Source organism: Pseudescherichia sp. (genome assembly GCF_031987975.1).
Lineage (GTDB): Bacteria > Pseudomonadota > Gammaproteobacteria > Enterobacterales > Enterobacteriaceae > Pseudescherichia.
In genome coordinates this window covers 140,153-159,416 of sequence record NZ_DALZYX010000006.1, presented here as the reverse complement: position 1 = coordinate 159,416, position 19,264 = coordinate 140,153, and the positions used below count along the sequence as shown (strand labels likewise).

The following is a 19,264-nucleotide window of genomic DNA, read 5'->3' as shown; positions in this document are numbered from 1 at the left end:
GGCAACACAGCTAAACCCCTTGCTCCAGAATACGGATATGGGTCTCTAACACGTCGCTTTTTACCGCCTCGCCCCACGCTTTCATGTGTGGGGTTTGCAGATGCGCTTCAAGATGAGCCACGGTCTCCCACTGCTCCACCATCACGATAGAGTCCGGATTGGTGGTCTGGAAGCTCACGTTGGCGGCGGTATCTACCATCGGCGCATAGCCGTGGCAGCCCGCTTCCTCTAATACGGTTGGAATAATTTTCGCAAACTCGTCCAGTACGGCCTGGCGATGATGCTGGCCCGGACGGGTGCGAATCTCTGCAATCACTGTCAACATGGTCAACTCCTTCTTTGTACCGTCTGACAGTTAAGCAAAAATTTCCGCAAGATGCTTGCGATATTCTGCGGTATAGCGAGGCACGTCCGGCATTTTGATCACGTCATTAGCGATAAAGGTCGGCAGCGCGTCCATTCCGAGGAACTGGTTTGCCTTGTGGAACGGCAGGTAAACACCGTCAACGCCTACGCCATGGAAGAACTGCTCTTTGTCGGTGAACGCGTCCAGCGGGGCGTTCCAGGTCAGCGACAGCATGTAGGTTTTGCCCTGAATCAGGCCGCCGGAACCGTATTTTTTCGCATCGTCAGAGCGGGTACGACCATCGCTGGCGTACAGGGAACCGTGACCTTCGGTGAAGACGTCATCAATGTACTTTTTCACCGTCCACGGCGCGCCCATCCACCAGCCCGGCATCTGCCAGATCACGGTATCGGCCCACAGGAAGTTCTGCACTTCCTCTTTCACGTCGTAGTCGCCGTCGGTGCGGACGACTTTTACATCGTGCCCGCTGTCGCGGAGGAAGCTGGCAGCAACGTCGGTCATGGTGTCATTTAACTGGCCGTTAGAGTGGCCGAATTTTTTAGCGCCGTTGATAATTAAGATGTTGCTCATTTTTTGTCCCGATAGAAAACGAATTTGCCGACTATTCTAACGACCTCGACTAGAGAGAAAAATGAGCAAAATGTGCAAAGACTTTTGCTTATATAGCAATAATGCGGCTACCAGCTTACTCGAACCACTGCCCCACCTTCCGCTGCATTGTCCACCGTCACCGCCATGTTGTGCAGCGTGGCGATACGTTTCACAATCGATAACCCCAGGCCACTGCCGGTCTCCTGCTGCCCCGGCGGACGATAAAAACGCTCGCCGAGACGCGGCAGCGACTGAGGCGGAATGCCCTGTCCATTATCGCGAACGGTAAAGCAGCACGGCTCCAGCGTGACGTCAATCCGGCTACCGCGCGGGCTGTAACGCACTGCGTTATCCAGCAGGTTACGCACCAGCAGGCTGAGCAGCAGCGGTTGTCCGGGGCGCGTTACCTCCGGCGCATCGATAGCAAGGTGGATCGCAATGCCTGCCCGGTGTGCCGAGGCATCAATATCCATCACCGCCGATTGCAAAAGATCCGCCAGAGCGATCTGCTCAACATCGTCCAGGTTATCGAGCGAGTCGAGGCGCGAAAGGGTAAGAAGCTGATCCACCAGCCGTGTCGCGCGGTCGATACCGGTATGCAGCTGGATAAGCGCACGCCGTTGACCTTCGGCGTCGTCCCACGAGAGCTGCGCCACTTCAGCCTGGACCTTGAGCGCGGCAAGAGGGGTACGCAGCTCATGCGCCGCGTCGGAGGTAAAGCGCCGCTCGCGAGTCATCATCTGCTGAGTACGGGCAAAGAGGTTATTTAACGCGTCCAGCAAAGGTCGCACCTCCGATGGAATAGCGTCGGTAGGAAGCATATCGGTGGTATCCGGTGCACGCTGATGCAGCGTCCGGGCCAGGTTCTTCAGTGGACGCAGCTCTCGGCTGAGCAGCACCGCCAGGCAGAGCAGCATCAGCGGTAGCGCCACCAGCCAGGGGGTAAGCTGTGAGGTAACGATATCCATAGCCATATCTTCACGATACTCCCACTCCTGGCCCACCACGATGCGATATTTCCCGTCAGGGGCCGTGAGCCACAGAAGCCGCCAGGCATCGTTATCGTCTTGCAGCTGCCCGTTGCTAAAGCCGTCCCGGCGGTAGTGATACGGAATATCCTGGCCGTTCTCACCATCGTGCAGCAGCAGTTTGCCGTCGGGGGAGTAGATGGCAAAAGCCAGCGCGTCATCATCAAGATGACCATGCCGGACCTTTTCCGACGTACGGACCTGGCGCAGCGGGGCAGGGACGTTATCGAGATCCATCGCCAGAAGACGTTTGGCAAAGAGCATCTGCTGGGTATCGAAGAGCTTATCAAGCCTGTGGGTGGTCTGCTGCCAGGCTGCCACGCTGGCGACCAGCCAGGCGGCCAGCGCCAGCAGACAAAAAATGAGGGTGAGCCGGACCCGCAGGCTCAAGCGTTGCGTCAGCTTCATACGTTGTCCAGGGTGTAACCAATGCCGTGCACGGTGCGAATAAACTCTGCGCCCAGCTTGCGGCGCAGGTGATGGATATGCACCTCAACAGCATTGCTCGACACATCGTCATCCCAGCTGTAGAGTTTCTCCTCTATCGCTTTGCGCGGCAGCACGCGCCCGACGTTGCGCATCAGCAGCTCCAGCAGGGCAAACTCTTTTGGCTTGAGGATCAGGGTTTCGCCATCCATGAGCACGACCAGACGAGTGGGATCGAGCGTGACGTTGCCGTGGCGCAGCTCGCTGTGGGTCTGGCCGTGGCTGCGGCGGATCAGCGCTTCAAGCCGCGCCGCAACCTCTATCAAGGCGAAGGGCTTACACAGATAGTCATCCGCGCCGAGGCGTAAACCCTCGATGCGCTGGTTTAAGGCATCACGTGCGGTCAGGATCAGCACCGGCTCGCTGCGGCCCGCCTGGCGCCAGTCGCGTAGGATGGCCAGCCCGTCTATCTCTGGTAGCGTCAGATCGAGGATCACCGCATCGTAGGGGGCACGATAGAGTGCTTCTCTGCCTATGCCGCCTGAGGTAAACCAGTCAACGGTGAAGCCCATTTTACCCAGCCCGGCTTTGATACCGTCGCCTATCAGCTTGTCATCTTCCACCAGTAAAATTCGCATCTGCCTCTCCATGCCGTGCCCACTTTTACGCAGTAAACCTCCTGTAACCTACGGCTGTACAGTAAAAAAATTTAAATTTTCTGCTTAAGAACTCGTTAAGATCTACCCTGTTTAATGGAGCATGACACCAGACAAAAAGGAGATATACGATGAAAAAATTAGCTGCTATTGCCGCCATCGCCATGATGGCCTCCGCCCCCGTTTTCGCCGCAGAGGGTGGCTTCAGCGGGCCATCGGCCACACAACCCCAGACGCAAAACCAGACCCAGCAGGGCGGATTTGTGGATAACAGCGTCAGCCCGACGACTGCCGCGAAGGCGAAAGATCTGAAAGATGACAGCTGGGTGAAGCTGCGGGGTAACATTACCGAGCGTCTCTCTGACGATCGCTACGTCTTCCGCGATGCCAGCGGTACGGTCAACGTGGAAATCGATCAAAAACGCTGGAACGGCCAGAACGTGACGCCGCAGGATCAGGTTGAAATTCAGGGTAAAGTTGACAAAGACTGGAACGAGTTTGAGATCGAAGTGAAGCAAATCACCAAGCTCGCCAAGTAATTGTCTGAAGGGCCGGTTATCCGGCCTTTTTCTTGTGACTCAGCAGGGCAGATAAGGTAAAATCTGCGGTAATATTGCCCCTGAATAATTGGGTGCAAACGCTGAGGAATCACACGTAATGAGCGATATGGCAGAGCGCCTCGCGCTACATGAATTCACTGAAAATGCCTACCTGAACTACTCCATGTACGTCATCATGGACCGTGCGCTGCCGTTTATCGGCGACGGCCTGAAGCCGGTGCAGCGGCGTATCGTGTACGCCATGTCTGAACTGGGCCTCAACGCCAGCGCGAAGTTTAAAAAATCTGCCCGTACCGTGGGCGACGTGCTGGGTAAATACCATCCCCACGGCGACAGCGCTTGCTATGAGGCAATGGTGCTGATGGCCCAGCCGTTCTCCTACCGCTATCCGCTGGTTGACGGCCAGGGGAACTGGGGCGCACCGGACGATCCGAAATCCTTCGCGGCGATGCGTTACACCGAGTCGCGCCTCTCCAAATATGCCGAGCTGCTGCTGGGCGAGCTGGGGCAGGGTACGGTTGAGTGGGTGCCTAACTTTGACGGCACGATGCAGGAGCCGAAGATGCTGCCTGCCCGCCTGCCAAACATTCTGCTGAACGGCACCACCGGCATCGCCGTTGGCATGGCGACGGACATCCCGCCGCACAACCTGCGCGAAGTGGCGCAGGCGGCAATCGCCCTCATCGACCAGCCGAAGACTACCCTCGATCAGCTGCTGGATATCGTCCAGGGGCCGGACTACCCGACCGAGGCGGAGATCATCACCTCCCGGGCAGAGATCCGCAAAATTTACCAGAACGGCCGCGGCTCCGTGCGCATGCGCGCGGTGTGGAAAAAAGAGGATGGCGCGGTAGTGATCACCGCGCTGCCGCACCAGGTCTCCGGGGCGCGCGTGCTGGAGCAGATCGCTGCCCAGATGCGCAATAAAAAGCTGCCAATGGTAGACGATCTGCGTGACGAATCGGATCACGAGAACCCGACTCGTCTGGTGGTGGTGCCGCGCTCCAACCGGGTGGATATGGATCAGGTGATGAACCACCTGTTTGCCACCACCGACCTGGAGAAGAGCTACCGCATCAACCTGAACATGATCGGCCTCGACGGGCGTCCGGCGGTGAAAAACCTGCTGGAGATCCTCACCGAGTGGCTGGCATTCCGCCGTGATACCGTGCGCCGCCGCCTGAACCATCGCCTTGAGAAGGTGCTCAAGCGCCTGCATATCCTTGAAGGCTTGCTGGTGGCGTTCCTCAACATCGACGAGGTGATTGAGATCATCCGCGGTGAAGATGAACCCAAGCCGGTGCTGATGTCGCGCTTTGGCATCAGCGAAACCCAGGCTGAAGCGATCCTCGAGCTGAAGCTGCGCCACCTTGCGAAGCTGGAAGAGATGAAGATCCGTGGCGAGCAGAGCGAGCTGGAGAAAGAGCGCGACCGTTTGCAGAGCACCCTCGCTTCAGAACGCAAAATGAGCACCCTGCTGAAGAAAGAGCTGCAGGCCGATGCCGATGCATTCGGCGACGATCGCCGCTCACCGCTGCACGAGCGTGAAGAGGCGAAGGCGATGAGCGAGCATGACATGCTGCCATCCGAACCGGTCACTATCGTGCTGTCGCAGATGGGCTGGGTACGCAGTGCCAAAGGTCATGACATCGATGCCCAGGGTCTGAGCTACAAGGCGGGCGACAGCTGGAAAGCATCAGCAAAAGGCAAAACCAACCAGCCGGTGGTCTTTATCGACACCACCGGACGCAGCTACGCCGTCGATCCGCTGACGCTGCCGTCGGCGCGCGGGCAGGGCGAACCGGTGACCGGCAAGCTGACGCTGCCGCCGGGTGCCACCGTTGAGCATATGGTAATGGCCGCTGAGGAGCAGAAGCTGCTGATGGCCTCCGATGCAGGCTACGGCTTCGTCTGTACCTTCAACGATCTGATTGCCCGCAACCGTGCCGGTAAGGCGCTGATTACCCTGCCGGAAAACGCGCACGTGCTGCCGCCGCTGGAGATTGTTGACGACAGCGATCTGCTGCTGGCGATCACCGCTGCCGGGCGCATGCTGATGTTCCCGATTAGCGATCTGCCGCAGCTGTCGAAAGGTAAAGGGAATAAGATCATCAGCATTCCAGCAGCCGAAGCGGCGAAGGGAGAGGATAGCCTGGCGCACCTCTTTATTCTGCCGCCGCAGAGTACGCTGACCCTGCACTCTGGCAAGCGCAAAATCAAAATGCGTCCCGAGGAGTTGCAGAAGGTGCACGGCGAGCGTGGCCGCCGTGGGACGCTGATGCGCGGACTCCAGCGTATCGACAAGGTAGAGATCGACTCGCCGCGCCGGGCAACGGCTGGCGACAGCGAAGAGTAATCCCTGTGCGCTTCTCCCCCTTCCAGACGAAGGGGGAGCTACCCATAAAATTTCCTGTAAAGTCATTGTTAAATCGCAGGTTACGATTGACAATACGCCTTTTCACGGACCCGATGGAACAAAGCCGTGCACCGTCAGCCGCTACACTATAATGGGCGGGTGTCCGGGCTTTCGAGGTAGCTATGCTATTCATTTTACGCGTAATCATTGTTGTAATTTACAGCATCCTGGTCTGTATCTTTGGCTGTATCTACTGCCTGTTTAGCCCACGGAATCCAAAGCACGTCGCCACCTTTGGCCATCTGTTTGGTCGCCTGGCCCCGGTGATGGGCATTAAAGTAGAGCTGCGCCTGCCGCCTGATGCGGCGACGTATGGCAATGCGATCTACATCGGTAACCACCAGAACAACTACGATATGGTCACCGCAGCCAGCATTGTGCAGCCGCGCACCGTTACCGTGGGTAAGAAGAGCCTGCTGTGGGTCCCGTTCTTTGGCCAGCTCTATTGGCTGACCGGTAACCTGCTGATCGACCGCGATAACCGTGCCAAAGCGCACGGGACTATTGCTCAGGTGGTCAAGCATATCCAGAAGCGCGATATCTCTATCTGGATGTTCCCGGAAGGCACCCGTAGCCGCGGACGTGGGCTGCTGCCGTTTAAAACCGGCGCGTTCCATGCTGCTATTGCTGCTGGCGTGCCTATCATTCCGGTATGCGTTTCAAACACCTCCAACAAAATTAACCTTAACCGACTGAATAACGGCCTGGTGATTGTCGAGATGTTACCGCCGGTGGACACCAGCCAGTTTGGTAAAGAACAGGTACGCGAACTGGCTACCCACTGCCGGACGCTGATGGCGGAGAAGATCGCCGAGCTTGATAGCGAAGTTGCCGCCCGCGAAGCCGCTGACAAGCGATAAGGGTAGCCGTGCTTTTATACGCGCTTTAGTCCGTTTTACAGGGAGCAAGATATGTCACTCAGTCGGCGTCAGTTTATCCAGACCTCCGGCGCTGCGCTTTGTGTAGGCGCGGTTCCGCTGCAGGCTAACGCCGCCGGGCAGCAGCAGCCGTTGCCCGTGCCGCCGCTCGTTGAATCGCGTCGTGGGCAGCCGCTGTTTTTGACTCTGCAGCGGACGCACTGGTCCTTTACGCCAGGCACGCGTGCCCAGGTGTGGGGCATCAATGGCCGCTATCTTGGGCCGACCATCCGCGTCTGGAGCGGCGACGACGTGAAGATGATCTACAGCAACCGGCTGCAAGAGAACGTCGCCATGACCATCAGCGGCCTGCAGGTTCCCGGCCCGCTGATCGGCGGCGCGGCGCGAATGATGTCTCCCAGCGCCGACTGGGCACCGGTGCTGCCGATCCGCCAGAGTGCGGCGACGCTCTGGTATCACGCCAACACGCCAAACCGCACCGCCGAGCAGGTCTATAACGGGCTGGCGGGCATGTGGCTGATTGAGGATGAGGTAAGTAAATCTCTGCCGATCCCCAATCACTACGGTGTGGATGACTTTCCCATTATTATTCAGGACAAGCGGCTGGATAACTTCGGCACGCCGGAGTACAGCGAGCCTGGCAGCGGCGGCTTCGTGGGCGATACGCTGCTGGTCAACGGCGCGCAGAGTCCCTATGTCGAGGTGTCACGCGGCTGGGTGCGTCTGCGCCTGCTGAACGCCTCCAACGCCCGCCGCTATCAATTGCAGATGAGCGATGGCCGGGCGCTGCACGTTATTTCCGGCGACCAGGGTTTTTTACCCGCGCCGGTATCGGTGAAGCAGCTCTCGCTGGCTCCCGGCGAACGACGTGAAATTCTCGTCAATATGACCGACGGCGATGAAGTGTCCATCACCTGTGGCGAGGCGGCGGGAATTGTTGACCGCATCCGCGGCTTCTTTGAACCATCGAGCATCCTCATCTCCACCCTGGTACTGACGTTACGTCCTACCGGGCTGCTGCCGCTGGTGACCGATACGCTACCGCTGCGGCTGCTGCCGACGGATCTGATGAGCGGCGCGGCGGTACGCAGCCGGGATATCGCCCTCGGCGACGATCCAGGTATCAACGGTCAGCTGTGGGATATCAAGCGCATCGATATTACTGCCCAGCAGGGTACCTGGGAGCGCTGGACGGTGCGCGCCGACACGCCGCAGTCGTTCCATATTGAGGGCGTCAGCTTCCTGATCCGCAACGTCAACGGCGCCATGCCGTTCCCGGAGGATCGGGGCATGAAGGATACCGTCTGGGTGGATGGGCAGGTTGAGCTGCTGGTCTACTACGGGCAGCCCTCCTGGCCGCACTTCCCGTTCCAGTACTTTAGCCAGACGCTAGAGATGTCGGATCGGGGATCCATCGGTCAGCTGTTGGTCAACCCGGCACCATAAACCTGTAAGCCCGGTAAGCGCAGCGCCACCGGGCATTAACAAACTTCGCATAATTCCCCTTCATTTTATGTAATTTTAGAGCGTATAATCGCCGCCCTTTGACGATCTTTTTTTAACCACCCCGGAAGCATTATGAGCGCTATTTCCCTGATCCAGCCGGATCGCGACCTCTTCTCATGGCCGCAGTATTGGGCTGCCTGTTTTGGCCCCGCGCCGTTTTTGCCTATGTCACGTGAAGAGATGGATCAGCTTGGCTGGGACAGCTGCGACATCATTCTGGTTACCGGTGATGCCTATGTTGATCATCCGAGCTTCGGGATGGCGATCTGCGGACGCATGCTGGAGGCGCAGGGCTTCCGCGTCGGCATCATTGCCCAGCCGGACTGGAACAGCAAAGAGGACTTTATGCGCCTCGGCAAGCCAAACCTGTTCTTCGGCGTCACCGCAGGCAACATGGACTCGATGATCAACCGTTACACTGCCGATCGTAAGTTGCGCCATGACGACGCCTACACGCCGGATAACGTGGCGGGCAAGCGCCCGGACCGTGCCACGCTGGCCTATACCCAGCGCTGTAAGGAGGCGTGGAGAGATGTGCCGGTGATCCTGGGCGGTATTGAAGCGAGCCTGCGCCGTACCGCGCACTACGACTACTGGTCTGATACCGTGCGTCGCTCGGTGCTGGTGGATTCCAAAGCCGATATGCTGATCTTCGGCAACGGTGAACGTCCGCTGGTGGAGGTGGCCCATCGTCTGGCGCAGGGCGAGCCGGTGGACAGCATCCGCGACGTGCGCAACACCGCGATTATGGTCAAAGAGGCGCTGCCGGGCTGGAGCGGGGTGGATTCCCGGATCATTGATATGCCGGGCAAGATTGACCCGATCCCCCATCCTTACGGGGACGACCTGCCGTGCGCCGACAACAAACCTGTTGAACCGAAGAAAGCCGAAGCGAAAGCCGTCGTTATTCAGCCGCCGCGTCCAAAGCCGTGGGAGAAGATCTACGTCCTGCTGCCCTCATTTGAGAAGGTGAAGGCTGACAAGGTACTCTACGCCCATGCCTCGCGCATTCTGCACCATGAGACCAACCCAGGCTGCGCGCGGGCGCTGATGCAGAAGCATGGCGACCGCTACATCTGGATCAACCCGCCGGCGATTCCGCTCTCTACCGAAGAGATGGACAGCGTCTTTGCGCTGCCCTACAAGCGCGTGCCGCATCCGGCCTACGGCAACAGCCGCATTCCGGCCTATGAGATGATCCGCTTCTCGGTCAACATCATGCGCGGCTGCTTCGGCGGCTGCTCCTTCTGCTCGATCACCGAGCATGAGGGCCGCATTATCCAGAGCCGCTCCGAAGAGTCGATCATCAACGAGATCGAAGCCATTCGTGACACCGTGCCCGGCTTTACCGGCGTGATCTCCGATCTTGGCGGCCCGACGGCCAACATGTATATGCTGCGCTGCAAGTCGCCACGCGCAGAGCAGACCTGCCGCCGCCTGTCGTGCGTCTATCCGGATATCTGCCCGCATATGGATACCAACCATGAGCCGACGATCAACCTCTACCGCCGCGCCCGCGATCTGAAGGGGATCAAAAAGATCCTTATCGCATCCGGCGTACGCTACGACATCGCCGTGGAGGATCCGCGCTACATCAAAGAGCTGGCGACCCATCACGTGGGCGGCTACCTGAAGATTGCTCCGGAGCATACCGAGGAAGGCCCGCTGTCGAAGATGATGAAGCCGGGGATGGGCAGCTACGATCGCTTCAAAGAGCTGTTTGACACCTACTCAAAGCAGGCCGGTAAAGAGCAGTACCTGATCCCGTACTTTATCTCTGCCCACCCGGGAACGCGGGATGAAGACATGGTGAACATGGCTCTGTGGCTCAAAAAACACCGCTTCCGCCTCGATCAGGTGCAGAACTTCTATCCGTCGCCTCTCGCCAACTCAACGACCATGTACTACACCGGGAAGAACCCGCTCGGCAAGATTGGCTACAAGAGTGAGAACGTCGTGGTGCCGAAGGGTGATAAACAGCGCCGTCTGCATAAGGCGCTGCTGCGCTATCACGATCCGAAAAACTGGCCGCTGATCCGTCAGGCGCTGGTAGATATGGGTAAGAAGCACCTGATCGGTAGCCGTCGCGACTGCCTGGTGCCTTCACCAACGCTGGACGAAATGCGGGAAGCAAAGCGTCAGAATCGTCATACCCGCCCGGCGCTCACCAAGCACACACCTATTGCCCACCAGCGTCAGACGCCGGCAGGCAATAAAATGCGCGGCAAGGCAGGCGCTAAGGGTTAATACAGCCCAATCACCTTCCACCAGGCGAGTCCGACGCTAATAAAGACCGCCTGGTTGAAGAGGCTGACCAAAAACCCCGTGCGCCACCAGACCCCGGTAGGTACGTAGCCCGCACCGAACAGGATCGGGCCACGAGCATGGGTGTACTGGGTCAGGGAGCAGTAGAGGCTGCTGGTAAACGCCAGCATTAGCGCGCAGGGCGCAGCAGGGATCCCCAGATGCAGCCCGACGCCGAGAAACACCGCGTAGAGAGCGGCAATCTGCGCGTTGCCGCTGGCAAAAAAGTAGTGGGTATAGAAGTAGGCCGCGTTCAGCAGCAGTAAAACCACGACCCAGCTGGTACCGTGCAGCGAGCTGGCGAGGCTGTCGCCAATCAGGTTGCCAAACCAGGTGGTGAACCCGAGCTTTTTCAGCTGGTTGGCCATCATCAGCAACGCCGCAAACCAGATCAGCGTATCCCACGCCCCTTTTTCACTCTTTACATCTTCCCAGCTCAGCACGCCGGAGAGCAGCAGGACAGAGAGGCCCACAAACGACGCCGTCGTCGGGTCAACCCCGAGTGCGTCGCCGAAAATCCACAGCACCAGCAGAACCACCACCGTGCCGAGCATCAGCCACTCGCCGCGTGACATGCTACCCATCTGCGCCAGCTCCTGACGGGCCAGCGCCGGGGCGTCCGGCGTATGGCGGATCTCCGGGCGGGTGAGCCAGTAGACCAGCAGCGGGACGATCAGCAGCGATACCAGACAGGGCAGCAGGGCCGCCATAAACCAGCTGCCCCATGTCAGGGTCACGCCAGCGTTGGCGGCGAGCTTCACCGCCAGCAGGTTGCCGGTGTAGCCGGTCATAAACAGCGCGGCGGTGACGTCGTTAACGTTGCTGATGCAGGTGATGAGAAAGGTGCCGATTTTACTGCGTGATTCGTCATCCGGGCGGGAGTCAAAGCTGCGTGCCAGCGAGTCAGCAATGGGATAGATCACGCCCCCGCAGCGGGCGGTATTGCTGGGCATCGCCGGAGAGAGGATCAGATCGGCAAATGCCAGCCCGTAGGCCAGCCCAAGGGTGCGTTTACCCAGCAGGCGGATCATCTGCAGGGCGATCCGCCGCCCGAGACCGGTTTTGATGAAGCCGCGGGCGATCATAAAAGCAACGACGATCAGCCAGATCAGCGAGCTGTTCAGTTCGCTCAGCGCCGTGGTAATGGCCCCGCTGGCGGTGGTATCCCCGGCGGCGTAGGCCAGCGCAAAGACGGTGATGCCGATAATGCCCACCGCGCCAATCGGCAGCACCTTCGCCACAATGGCGGCGATGGTGGCCACAAAGATAATGGCCGAACACCATGCCGCCATGCTCAGACCGGAAGGAGGAGTCAGCTGCCAGAGAGCCGCCGCAGCGGCAACGATGATGATGAGTGGGAGCCATCGGACGCCCGAGGATTTTGTTTCCGCCACTGTCATATCCTTATTCATCGTGCGGATGAAATATTAGTAAGAAATGGATTCTATGAATAATCAATGGGTTATGTAAGGGATATGCTGCACCCAGGTGCGTAAAAAATACACCTAATAGTCGTATGGAATTGTTGCAGGATGTTTCTTTTGCAGGGAATAAGGCAATAAAAAACCCGGCACGCAGGCCGGGTTACAAGCGTAAAGAGGTGCTTAGCCGCCGAACTGGTCCGGATCCGGGCCGAGGCGCTTGCTCTTATCAAGCTTCGCGATCTCGCTCAGCTCGTCTTTATCGAGGCGGAAATCCCATACCTTAAAGTTTTCCGCAATGCGTGCCGGGGTGACCGATTTCGGGATCACCACCAGGCCCTGATCCAGGTGCCAGCGGATCACGATCTGCGCCGGGGTTTTACCGTACTTGTCCGCCAGTTCGCGAATGATCTTCTGGTCAAAGACCCCTTCGCCGCCCTGGGCTAGCGGACTCCAGGACTCGGTCTGGATCTTATGGGTGGCGTTCCAGGCATGAAGCTGACGCTGCTGCAGCAGCGGATGCAGTTCAATCTGGTTGATCACCGGCGTCACGCCAGTTTCATCGATCAGACGCTGCAGGTGGCTTATCTGGAAGTTACAGACGCCGATGCTCTTCACCAGCCCCTGCTCCTGAAGCTTGATCATTCCTTTCCACGCTTCAACGTAATGATCGATAGCCGGTACCGGCCAGTGCATCAGATAGAGATCAACATGATCGAGTTTCAGCTTGTCGAGGCTCGTCTGCAACGCTTCCTGAGGGCGGGTCTGATCGTCATTCCACAGCTTCGTGGTGATAAACAGATCGCTACGCGGGATCCCCGCGCTTTCGATAGCCTTGCCGACGCCCTCTTCATTTTTGTAGGCCGCAGCGGTATCAATCGAGCGATAGCCCACCTCCAGCGCCTTATGAATGGCGGAGACGACCTCCTCGTTGCCCGCTTTCCATACGCCGAGGCCCAGCTGCGGCATTACGTTGCCGTCCTGAAGCTTAATCACGGTTGGATTTGCCATGCATTCCTCCTTATATGAATTCCACCCGGGCTGGCCCAGGTGGAGTTGAGTGACTTAAGTCTGGACGAAAAGCCCAAAAACGAAAGTCACAGAAGAAAAAACCTTTAGCGCGCGGCTTCATAGATGCGACGGCTGACGTCGAGGGTAATATCCTGATGTTCGCCTAATTGGGTCATGCCGTGCTCGTTCAGCTTCTCAAGCAGGGCAGGGATGGAGCTGCCGTCGAGGCCGTAACCGGAGAGGCGGGTCGGGACACCCATCTGCTCGAAGAAGCTACGCGTAGCGGCAATAGCGGCGTCGATACGCTCATCGTCGCTGCCTTCGGTGATGTTCCAGACGCGCTCGGCGTACTGCAGCAGCTTGCCGCGTTTGGCGTCGCGTTTTTCATTCCACAGCGCGGGCAGCACCACCGCCAGCGTCTGGGCGTGATCCAGGCCATGCATTGCCGTCAGCTCGTGGCCCAGCATATGGGTAGCCCAGTCCTGCGGCACGCCCGCGCCGATCAGGCCGTTGAGCGCCTGGGTCGCCGCCCACATCACGTTGGCGCGCACGTTATAATTTTCCGGCTCCTGCAGCGCTTTCGGGCCATCTTCGATCAGCGTCAGCAGAATGCCTTCCGCGAAGCGATCCTGAATTTTGCCATCGACCGGGTAGGTCACGTACTGCTCAACGGTATGGACAAAGGCGTCAACCACGCCGTTCGCTACCTGGCGCGGCGGCAGGGTGTAGGTGTAGACCGGGTCGAGAATAGCAAATACCGGCTGAACGAACGGAGAGTGGAACGCCTGCTTGTCGCCGGTGGCTTTACGGGAAACAACCGCGCCCTTGTTAGATTCGGAGCCGGTGGCCGGCAGGGTCAGCACGGAGCCCATCGGGATCGCGCTTTTAATTTCGCTGCCGCGGGTTTGCAGGATGTGCCACGGATCGATGCCGTCAGCATAGTGCGCAGCGGCGGCGATAAATTTCGTGCCGTCCAGCACCGAACCACCGCCCACAGCCAGCAGGAAAGTGATCTTCTCTTCGCGGGCGATGGCGACGGCCTTCATCAGCGTTTCGTAAGAGGGGTTCGGCTCAATGCCGCCAAACTCCAGCACGTTGAGACCGTTCAGCGCGCTATAGACCTGATCCAGCACGCCGGTTTTTTTAACGCTGCCGCCGCCGTAGGTGATCAGCACGCGTGCGCCTGCCGGGATCTGGTCGCGCAGATCGGCAATGGCGTTCTTACCAAACAGGATGCGGGTGGGGGTATGCAGATTAAAGTTATTCATGACGCTTTCCCTTGTATCGGTGAAAAGATAAACGGCAGCGGGCTGCCTGCTGGGGAATATTGTGGTCTCCGTACCCGGCGCTCTCAATGCATATTCCTGCCGATCTCTTGCCCATTTCTCCCGCAAGCTGGAGAAAACGCACAAAAACGCGCACACTTGGCATAGCTAAACATCGTCCTGGAGAAGCAAAGAAATGAACCGCGACGCGATCTGCCATCAGCTGACGCAACAGATTAAGCAGCTGAAAGATAATGAAAACAAACTGAGTGCGTTGCTGCCCGACGTGCGTCTGCTCTATGGCACCCAGCCGGGGACGCGTACGCCGGTGATGTACCAGCCTGGGATTGTGATCCTCTTTTCCGGGCATAAAATCGGTTATATCAACGATCGCGTTTTTCGCTACGACACTAACGAATATCTGTTACTTACCGTACCGCTGCCCTTTGAGTGTGAGACCTTCGCCACGCCAGAGGTGCCGCTGGCCGGGATCCGCCTGAACGTTGATATTTTGCAGCTGCAGGAGCTGCTGATGGACATCGGCGAGGATGAACACTTCCAGCCGGCGATGGCGGCAAGCGGCATTAATTCGGCCACGCTGTCGGGGGAGATCCTCTGCGCCATCGAACGTTTGCTGGACGTGATGGCCCGACCGCTGGATGCGCGGATTTTGGGTAAGCAGATCGTGCGCGAAATTCTTTACCATGTGCTGACCGGGCCGTGCGGCGGGGCGCTGCTGGCGCTGGTCAGTCGTCAGACCCACTTCAGCCTCATCAGCCGGGTGCTGAAACGTATCGAGAGTCAGTACACCGAGAACCTGAGCGTGGATCGGCTGGCCGCCGAAGCCAACATGAGCGTGTCGGCGTTCCACCATAACTTTAAATCGGTGACCAGCACCTCACCGCTACAATATCTGAAGACCTATCGCCTGCACCGGGCGCGGATGCTGATGATCCACGACGGGATGAAGGCCAGCGCGGCAGCGATACGCGTCGGCTACGAAAGTCCTTCGCAGTTTAGCCGTGAGTTCAAACGCTACTTTGGCGTGACGCCGGGAGAGGATGCGGCACGGATTAGGGGAGTATAAATTTATGTAGGCCGGATAAGCGCAGCGCCATCCGGCATTTACCATCGCGAAGAGATCAGGCGTTGCAGTACTTCTTCTTAATCACCACCACCAGCGTACCCAGCAGTCCAGCCACCAGCAGGAAGACCGGGAGGATCATCAGGAAGGTCATGACCTGATCCTCATGGCGCTTCACAAAGGGGATCATGCTCAGGGCATAGCCGAGACCGGTGACCACACCCACCCACAGCAGGGCGCTCAGCCAGTTAAAGAACTGGAAGCGGCGGTTCGACAGCCCGGAGATACCGGCCATGGTTGGCAGCAGGGTGCGCACAAAGGCAAGAAAGCGCCCGGCCAGCAGCGCCAGCAGGCCATGCCTGTCAAACATGCAGGTCGCGCGCTGGTGATACTTCGCCGGCAGCTGCGCCAGCCAACTTTTAACCACCCGCGTATTTCCGAGCCAGCGGCCCTGGATATAGCTCAGCCAGCAGCCGAGGCTGGCGGCAGTCGTCAGAATGACCAGCGCCGGGACGAAGTCCATCACGCCACGGGCGATCAGCGCCCCGGTCAAGAGCAGCAGGCTGTCACCGGGCAAAAATGAGGCAGGAAGCAGTCCATTTTCCAAAAACAGCGTTGCAAACATAACCAGGTAAACAACGCCAACAACATGTGGATTCGCTAACGCTGCGAAATCGTGTTGCCAGAGCGCAGCGATAATTTCTTGAATAACAGCCATGGACATTCCTGTGGAACCGCATAATTAAGGCTTATTGTACTCCCGAAATGCCCGCAGCACCTTGATCGTTAACGCAAGAAATGCAGACAATTCCACTGGTTTTGTCTAAATCTGTACCAGCCTCATACACTTTACACGATACGCTCAAATCCTGCCGCTAAATCGGCAATCAGATCGTCAACGTTTTCTAAACCAATGTGCACGCGGATCAGCGTTCCGGTGAAGTCAATCTCACCCTCAGGACGGATAGCGGCAATGTGTTCCGGCTGGTTGGCGAGGATCAGCGATTCAAAGCCGCCCCAGGAGTAGGCCATGCTGAACAGGCTGAAGTTGTCGAGATAGGCCGCCAGCTCGTCGTTGCTCAGGCGTTTGTTTAACACAAACGAAAAGAGTCCGCTGCTGCCGGTAAAGTCCCGCTTCCAGTATTCGTGGCCCTTGCTGCCAGGCAGGGCAGGGTGGTTGACCTTCGCTACCTGTGGATGCGTCGTCAGCCACTCGGCAATGGCCAGGCTGCTCTCATGGTGCTGGCGCAGGCGCACGCCCAGGGTGCGCAGGCCGCGGCTGGTCATATAGGCAGTGTCTGCATCCAGCATCTGGCCCATCAGATAGGCATTCTCACGCAGCTGGTCCCAGCAGCGAGCATTGGAGACCGCCGTACCGACCATCGCGTCCGAGTGACCAATCAGGTACTTGGTCCCGGCCTGGATAGAGATATCGATCCCAAACTCCAGCGCCTTAAACAGAATGCCCGCCGCCCAGGTATTGTCGATCATGATGATCGCCTCTGGCGCAACGCGTCTTACCGCCTCGACAATGGCCGGGACGTCGTGGACTTCCATGGTGATGGAGCCTGGCGCCTCAAGGAACACCACTTTTGTGTTGGGCTGGATCAGGTTGGCAATATCCGCGCCGATCAGCGGGTCGAACCAGCCGGTAGTCACGCCGAGCTTAGCCAGAATTTTGCTACAGAAGTCCTGGGTAGGCTCATAGGCGGTATTGGTCACCAGGACATGGTCGCCCTGCTCAACAAAGGCGAGGATAGTATTAGCCACGGCGGCAGCGCCGCAGGGGAAGAGCGCGCAGCCAGCCCCGCCCTCCAGTTCGCACATGGCCTCTTGCAGAGAGAAGTGGGTCAACGTCCCCCGGCGGCCATAGAACAGCTCGCCTTTAGCGCGCCCGCGCGTTGCCTGCTTTTTGGCTTCTACCGTTTCAAAAACCAGCGACGAGGCTCGCTGGATCACGCTGTTCACCGAACCCTGGGTATATTTTTTGCTGCGCCCGGCATTCACCAGCGCGGTATCGATGTGCTTCGCTGTCATCTTCACACTATCCTGATTTTATACGTCTGGATGTCCAGACTACCACGGCCCGGCAGAAATTGACCCCGTCATTTGCCAGAAATGAGGGAAATTTTTTTTGCCTTCCCGTCAGTAAACGAGGCAGTGGTAGACAGCTTTGGCGCAACATGTAATACCAAAAGCAAAGATGTGTGATATCTGTATCAGTTATTAAAAAACATAAAAGGGGAGTGAAATTTAGCAATAGGCCGCAGCAAAAAAATAGCCTTAGATTGGCGCAGGCTAATTCTGTGGGAGATTGATTGTGGCAAATAATACAAAGTTGTCGATTGCAGAAAAATTAGGATTTGGGATGGGGGATGCCGCCTGCGGCATTGTTTACTCCTCCGTGACCATGTTTTTAACCTGGTTTTATACCGATATTTACGGCCTCTCTGCGGCAGCGGTGGGGGTGATGTTTTTAGTAACCCGTATCCTCGATGCTATTACCGATCCGCTAACCGGCATTGTTGCCGATCGGGTGAAAACCCGCTGGGGGCATTTCCGCCCCTGGCTTATTTGGTTTGCCGTGCCCTATGCGGTGCTGGCCGTCATGACGTTTACGACGCCCGATTTTGGCGCATCCGGAAAACTGATCTACGCCTATATTACCTACACCCTGTTAATGCTCTGCTACACCTTTATTAATATTCCCTACTGCGCGCTGGGCGGGGTCATTACCCGCGATGAGAAGGATCGCCTGTCGGCGCAGTCCTATCGCTTTACCATCTCATCCGCTGCCGGGCTGATGGTGTCGGTCGCCACCCTGTTTCTGGTGGACTGGCTGGGTAAAGAGGATAAACAGTTTGGTTTCCAGGCCACAATGGGCATTATGGGCGCGATTGCCATTGTCATGCTGCTGTTCTGTTTTTTCTCTACCAAAGAGCGCGTCGCTCCGGTAGTAGAGACCCAGAACAGCGTGCGGGAGGATATTCGCTGCCTGCTGGCAAACGATCAGTGGCGCATTGTGGCAATTATCACTTTCTTTTCCAGTATGGCAGGGGTAATGCGCAGCGCGGCGACGCTCTATTATGCTACCTATTTAATGATGGGCGGCGTGCAGACTGCGGCAGGAACGATGATGAAATCGGCCTTTGTCTCTACCAGCGTGGTCGGCACCATTATTGGCAGCCTCGCGGCCGGTTATTTAGCTAAACGCTATCGTGCCGTCTCGCTGTTTAAAAATATTAACCTGCTGCTGGTATTTACCGGCGTGGTGATGTTCTTTATTCCGCCCACCTGGCTGGCGGTGGTCTTCCCGCTCTATTTCCTGGTCGGCTTTTTCCATCAAATGTACCAGCCTTTTAAATGGAATATGATGGCCAACGCGGCAGACTATGGTGAATGGAAATTCGGCCATCGCATTACCGGTTTATCTTATTCGGGTAATCTCTTTGCCTTAAAGATGGGGATGGCCGTAGCGGGCGCTGCCGTCGGGTTTGCGCTGGGGCTGTTTGGCTATCAGGCGGGCGTTGCCGAGCAGACGCCGCTGGCCACCGCCGGTATTGTCGGCCTGCTGACCCTGGGGCCATCGATCTCCTATCTGATCCTCTGGTGGCTCGCGCGCTTCTACAAGCTCGATGACACCATGATGGCCACCATCCAGCGCGATCTGGCAGCCCGTGAGCAGGCTGCCCGTCCCGCAGCAAGCGACCGCCCGGTGCTGGTGGGCGACGAACTGAAAAACGCATAAGGG

The 19,264-nt window shown here is 57.9% G+C and carries 15 protein-coding genes and 1 pseudogene; 7 read left to right on the top strand and 9 right to left on the bottom strand.

The window, feature by feature from the left end; genetic code table 11:
• Positions 1–10: 10 nt before the first annotated feature.
• From RTN40_RS12375 to qseB, 4 genes are all read right to left on the bottom strand, one after another.
• Positions 11–325, bottom strand: coding sequence for a putative quinol monooxygenase (locus tag RTN40_RS12375; RefSeq protein WP_312228730.1), 315 nt, complete (start codon positions 323–325; stop codon positions 11–13).
• Positions 326–355: 30 nt separating this feature from the next.
• Complete coding sequence (locus RTN40_RS12370) at positions 356–937, bottom strand: NAD(P)H-dependent oxidoreductase (protein WP_312228729.1); 582 nt, start codon at positions 935–937, stop codon at positions 356–358.
• 107 nt (positions 938–1,044) lie between these two features.
• A complete protein-coding gene (gene qseC, locus RTN40_RS12365; protein ID WP_312228728.1) occupies positions 1,045–2,394 on the bottom strand; it encodes a quorum sensing histidine kinase QseC in 1,350 nt (449 codons plus the stop codon).
• The gene (gene qseB / locus RTN40_RS12360) at positions 2,391–3,050 is read right to left on the bottom strand and encodes a quorum sensing response regulator transcription factor QseB (protein WP_312228727.1); all 660 of its coding nucleotides are present in this window, start codon (positions 3,048–3,050) and stop codon (positions 2,391–2,393) included. The genes qseC and qseB overlap by 4 nt, the downstream gene beginning before the upstream one ends.
• A gap of 149 nt (positions 3,051–3,199) precedes the next feature.
• Between qseB and RTN40_RS12355 the strand changes: the two genes are divergently transcribed.
• The 5 genes and pseudogenes from RTN40_RS12355 to RTN40_RS12335 all read left to right on the top strand — a co-directional run.
• Positions 3,200–3,607, top strand: a complete 408-nt coding sequence (locus tag RTN40_RS12355) for a NirD/YgiW/YdeI family stress tolerance protein (RefSeq protein ID WP_312228726.1) — start codon at positions 3,200–3,202, stop codon at positions 3,605–3,607.
• A 118-nt stretch (positions 3,608–3,725) separates the two neighbouring features.
• A complete protein-coding gene (gene parC / locus RTN40_RS12350; protein WP_312228725.1) occupies positions 3,726–5,984 on the top strand; it encodes a DNA topoisomerase IV subunit A in 2,259 nt (752 codons plus the stop codon).
• A gap of 182 nt (positions 5,985–6,166) precedes the next feature.
• Positions 6,167–6,904: a 1-acylglycerol-3-phosphate O-acyltransferase gene (locus tag RTN40_RS12345; RefSeq protein WP_312228724.1), complete on the top strand. Its 738-nt coding sequence runs from the start codon at positions 6,167–6,169 to the stop codon at positions 6,902–6,904.
• A gap of 51 nt (positions 6,905–6,955) precedes the next feature.
• The gene (ftsP, locus tag RTN40_RS12340) at positions 6,956–8,368 is read left to right on the top strand and encodes a cell division protein FtsP (RefSeq protein ID WP_312228723.1); all 1,413 of its coding nucleotides are present in this window, start codon (positions 6,956–6,958) and stop codon (positions 8,366–8,368) included.
• 62 nt (positions 8,369–8,430) lie between these two features.
• A pseudogene (locus tag RTN40_RS12335) lies at positions 8,431–10,669 on the top strand (YgiQ family radical SAM protein); the annotation flags it as partial.
• Positions 10,670–10,671: 2 nt separating this feature from the next.
• Here RTN40_RS12335 and RTN40_RS12330 read toward each other — a convergent pair.
• The 3 genes from RTN40_RS12330 to yqhD all read right to left on the bottom strand — a co-directional run bounded on the left by RTN40_RS12330 (position 10,672) and on the right by yqhD (position 14,432).
• Positions 10,672–12,144, bottom strand: a complete 1,473-nt coding sequence (locus RTN40_RS12330; protein ID WP_312228721.1) for a DASS family sodium-coupled anion symporter — start codon at positions 12,142–12,144, stop codon at positions 10,672–10,674.
• A 192-nt stretch (positions 12,145–12,336) separates the two neighbouring features.
• Entirely contained in the window at positions 12,337–13,164 is an 828-nt protein-coding gene (gene dkgA / locus RTN40_RS12325; RefSeq protein ID WP_312228720.1) for a 2,5-didehydrogluconate reductase DkgA, read from the bottom strand.
• A gap of 104 nt (positions 13,165–13,268) precedes the next feature.
• Positions 13,269–14,432: an alcohol dehydrogenase gene (gene yqhD / locus RTN40_RS12320; RefSeq protein WP_312228719.1), complete on the bottom strand. Its 1,164-nt coding sequence runs from the start codon at positions 14,430–14,432 to the stop codon at positions 13,269–13,271.
• Positions 14,433–14,625: 193 nt separating this feature from the next.
• Here yqhD and RTN40_RS12315 point away from each other — a divergent pair, with 193 nt between their 5' ends.
• Positions 14,626–15,516: an AraC family transcriptional regulator gene (locus RTN40_RS12315; RefSeq protein ID WP_312228718.1), complete on the top strand. Its 891-nt coding sequence runs from the start codon at positions 14,626–14,628 to the stop codon at positions 15,514–15,516.
• A 55-nt stretch (positions 15,517–15,571) separates the two neighbouring features.
• Here the strand turns inward: RTN40_RS12315 and yghB are convergent, their stop codons facing one another.
• A complete protein-coding gene (gene yghB / locus RTN40_RS12310) occupies positions 15,572–16,231 on the bottom strand; it encodes a DedA family general envelope maintenance protein YghB (RefSeq protein ID WP_312228717.1) in 660 nt (219 codons plus the stop codon).
• A 131-nt stretch (positions 16,232–16,362) separates the two neighbouring features.
• Positions 16,363–17,550, bottom strand: coding sequence for a cystathionine beta-lyase (gene metC / locus RTN40_RS12305; RefSeq protein WP_312228716.1), 1,188 nt, complete (start codon positions 17,548–17,550; stop codon positions 16,363–16,365).
• A gap of 331 nt (positions 17,551–17,881) precedes the next feature.
• On the opposite strand from metC, the gene RTN40_RS12300 reads away from it, so the two are divergent.
• A complete protein-coding gene (locus RTN40_RS12300; RefSeq protein ID WP_409418530.1) occupies positions 17,882–19,261 on the top strand; it encodes a glycoside-pentoside-hexuronide (GPH):cation symporter in 1,380 nt (459 codons plus the stop codon).
• Positions 19,262–19,264: the final 3 nt, after the last annotated feature.